General features: G+C 66.3%; 4 protein-coding genes. 2 read left to right on the forward strand and 2 right to left on the reverse strand.

Going from position 1 to position 3,525, the window contains the following annotated elements:
• Window positions 1–1,018, forward strand: a 1,018-nt coding sequence (locus AC1DU6_RS23865; RefSeq protein ID WP_477860098.1) for a class I SAM-dependent rRNA methyltransferase, incomplete at its 5' end; no start/stop codon positions are given.
• A gap of 55 nt (window positions 1,019–1,073) precedes the next feature.
• Here AC1DU6_RS23865 and AC1DU6_RS23870 read toward each other — a convergent pair.
• Together AC1DU6_RS23870 and AC1DU6_RS23875 are read right to left on the reverse strand one after the other, a co-directional pair.
• Window positions 1,074–2,144: an NF038122 family metalloprotease gene (locus AC1DU6_RS23870; RefSeq protein WP_477860100.1), complete on the reverse strand. Its 1,071-nt coding sequence runs from the start codon at window positions 2,142–2,144 to the stop codon at window positions 1,074–1,076.
• Between the two features lie 87 nt (window positions 2,145–2,231).
• On the reverse strand, window positions 2,232–2,702 hold the full coding sequence (locus AC1DU6_RS23875; protein WP_457321379.1) for an Lrp/AsnC family transcriptional regulator: 471 nt from the start codon (window positions 2,700–2,702) through the stop codon (window positions 2,232–2,234).
• A 132-nt stretch (window positions 2,703–2,834) separates the two neighbouring features.
• Here AC1DU6_RS23875 and AC1DU6_RS23880 point away from each other — a divergent pair.
• On the forward strand, window positions 2,835–3,525 hold a 691-nt coding region (locus AC1DU6_RS23880; RefSeq protein ID WP_477860102.1), incomplete at its 3' end, for a glutamine--fructose-6-phosphate aminotransferase.

The following is a 3,525-nucleotide window of genomic DNA, read 5'->3' on the forward strand; positions in this document are numbered from 1 at the left end:
GTCGCAGATCCGCCTGCGCGCCTGGAGCTTCGACGAGGCCGAGCGCATCGATGCGGTCTTCTTCAAGCGGCGCATCGAGCAGGCCGTGGCGATGCGGGCACGGCTGGCCATCGCCTCCGACGCCTGGCGCCTGGTGCATGGCGAGGCCGATGGCCTGCCGGGCCTGGTCGTGGACCGCTATGGCGACACGCTGGTGGCCCAGTTCGGCAGCACTGGCGTCGAGCGCTGGAAGGCCGTCATTGCCGACGCGCTGCTGACAGYGACCGGCCTGACACGCCTGTATGAGCGCTCCGACGCCCAGGCCCGCGAGTGGGAGGGCCTGCCGGTGCAGACCGGGTGGCTGCGTGGCGATGGCGAAACGGCGCTGACCATCCGTGAGCACGACTGGCGGCTGACGCTGGATGTGGCCGAAGGCCACAAGACTGGCTACTACCTCGACCAGCGCGACAGTCGCCGCCGCTTTGCCGACGCGGTGAAGCAATACGGCTGCAAGAGCGTGCTGAACTGCTTCAGCTACACGGGCGGCTTTTCGGTCGCGGCGCTCGCCGGTGGGGCAAGCGAGGTGGTCAGCGTCGACTCCTCCGGCCCGGCGCTGGAACGCGCCAAAGCCCATGTCGAGCTGAACGGCTTCGACGCGAGCCGCCACCAGGCCTGGGATGCCGACGTCAACGCCACGCTGCGGCGCTGCCTGGCCGAAGGCCGGCGCTTCGACGCCATCGTGCTCGACCCGCCGAAGTTCGCGCCCACGGTTGCCCACGCCGAGCGTGCCGCGCGCGCCTACAAGGACATCAACCGCCTGGCCTTCATGCTGCTGAGTGAAGGCGGCCTGCTCTACACCTTCTCCTGCTCGGGCGGCATCTCGCCCGACCTCTTCCACAAGATCGTGGCCGGCGCCGGGCTGGACGCGGGCGTGGACGGCTACATCATCGAACGCCTGTCGGCCGCGGCCGACCACCCGCAGACGGTGTGTTTCCCGGAAGGGGACTATCTGAAGGGCCTGGGGCTGCTGAAGCGCTGAGCTCGGGCAAAGAAAAAGCGGCCTCGCGAGGCCGCTTTGCATTGAGCGCGCAGGTTCAGTCGCGCTTGCGGCGGCGCGCCATGCCGATGAGGGCCAGGCCGGCGAGCAGCAGGGCGTACTGGCTCGGCTCCGGCACTGCAGCGGCCAGGTCCCAGCCGATGGCGTCGAAAGCCATCAGGTCGCTGGCCATGGCGTCATACGACTGGCCAGTGCCAACGAAGGGCCGCATCAGCGTGAAGGCGCCGATGCCGAAATGGCTGGCCTGCTGACCGTTGCCGTGTTCGACACCGGTCGAGAAGGGCTGGATGGATGTCAGGCCACCGTCCACGGAGAAATAGGGCGAGCCGCCGAGGGTCACGTCCCGTTTGCCCGCTGCGGTGTAGCGGAACATGTCCAGCGGCGTGTACCACGGGTCGCTCTCGAACTCGCCCAGGGCGCCAGACAAACCGCATTGCGCGGCATGGCTGACACAGCCGTCAATGGCATCCGCGCCCGACACGAAGCCGAGGGCGTGCCCGATCTCGTGCTCCGCCACGGTGATGAAGTCAATCTTGTCGCCCGGAACCTGGCCGTTGACCCGGGTGTAGGCGTAGCTGCTGGCAAAGGCATTGGCGAACGTGATGGTGGCGTCCAGAGCGCCGAGATTGGGCCCCAGATTCAGGCCGACCGCCTTCGCGTTCGCGGTGTTGATGACAAGCCTGGTGTTGTTCACCGAGCCATCGTTGTCGAAGCGGCTCGTCAGATCACCCTGCGTCGCCCAGAAACTGGCAGAGCTCGTCACCGGCAGGCTAGCCACGGCTGAGGCGTCGATGCCCGACTTGGCGTCGGTCGCCAGATGGCCGCGCAGATCGCCATAGCTGACCGATGTCTGCTCGGACCGGGTCGACCCCAGGATATTGGGCCCCAGGTCGCTGAACGCGATGTTGAAATAGACCGTGACGTTGTCATTGAGCTTGCCCGACCAGTAGTTGGCAGCCGTCTGGAAAGCCGATAGCTGCATGGCAGACATTGGTGTGGCGCCAATGTCGGTAAGCACGATGTTCATGGCCTGAGCGCAGGGGGCCAAGCCCGCAAGGCCCAAGGCCAGTGCGAACGTTGCAGGGCGAATAAACGTGCGGGGCGGCATGGTGGGCTCCGGTCTGGGGGCGGGTGCAGGATTCTCCGGGCTGCAGGCGCGACTTTTGCCCCTGGCTCGCGGGAACGCGCTGCCAAGTTAGGGGGATGGCAGCTGGATGCGCGTCTCGAACTTCGCCCGCTTCACGCTGAAGAAGGCCTTGATGTTGCGCACGTTGGCATCCTGGGTCAGCAGCCGTTGTGTGAAGGCTTGGTAAGCCGGCATATCGGCCAGCTGCACGACGAGCACGAAGTCCGGCCCGGGCGACACCCGCCAGCACTGTTGCACGGCCGCCTCCTGCACCGCCCGCGCCTCGAAGGCATCCAGGTGCTCGGCGCCCTGGCGGTCCAGCGTGATCTCCACGATGGCTGACAGGCCGGCGCCGAGCTTGTCAGGCGACAGCAGGGCTACCTGGCGTTCGACGATGCCGGCCTCGACCAGGCGCTTGACGCGCCGCAAGCAAGTGGCAGGCGACACGGCGACGCGCGCGGCCAAGTCCTGGTTGCTCAGCGATGAATCTGTCTGCAGGGCCTCCAGCAGACGCAGGTCGATTGCGTCTAAATCAGTCATTTATGTTGAATATTTGAACGAATATTTCTTAATGGGTGGATCGGGAAATTTTCCTTCATTTTCTGAGAAATTTCGCACCCATTCGCCACGGCGGTCTCCCTACGATGCACGCATTCCCCAACGGAGACCTCCATGTGCGGCATCGTCGGCGCGGTCAGTCAGCGCAACATCGTTCCCATCCTCGTTGAAGGCCTCAAGCGCCTCGAGTACCGCGGCTATGACTCGTGCGGTGTGGCCGTGCACCAGGACGGCGGCCTGAAGCGCGCCCGCAGCACGTCCCGCGTGGCCGAACTTCAGGCCGTGGCCGACCAGGACGGCATCTCCGCTGGCACCGGCATCGCCCACACGCGCTGGGCCACGCATGGCGCACCGGCCGTGCACAACGCCCACCCGCACTTTTCGCCCGGCCCTAATGCGAGCGTCGAGAGCACAGGCCGTATCGCGCTGGTCCACAACGGCATCATCGAGAACCACGACGAGTTGCGCGCCGAGCTGAAGTCGCGCGGCTATCAATTCACGAGCCAGACCGACACCGAGGTCATCGCCCACCTGATCGACCATCTCTACAGCGGCGACCTGCTCGACGCCGTGCAGCAGGCCCTGCCGCGGCTGAAGGGTGCCTATGCCGTGGCCGTGTTCTGCCGCGACGAGCCGCACCGCGTCGTGGCCGCCCGTGAAGGCTCGCCGCTGGTACTCGGCGTGGGCGAAAGCGAGAACTTCGTTGCTTCCGACGCGATGGCCCTGKCCGGTGTGACCGACCAGATCGTCTACCTGGAAGAGGGTGACGTCGTTGACCTGCAGCTCGGCCGCTACTGGCTCAGCC

The sequence above is a fragment of the Roseateles sp. P5_B10 genome (assembly GCF_056400485.1).

Bases quoted from the DNA above. Each gene is read 5' to 3' on its own strand.
- AC1DU6_RS23870 (WP_477860100.1), bottom strand. From the start codon at position 2,144: ATGCCGCCCCGCACGTTTATTCGCCCTGCAACGTTCGCACTGGCCTTG.
- AC1DU6_RS23875 (WP_457321379.1), bottom strand. From the start codon at position 2,702: ATGACTGATTTAGACGCAATCGACCTGCGTCTGCTGGAGGCCCTGCAG.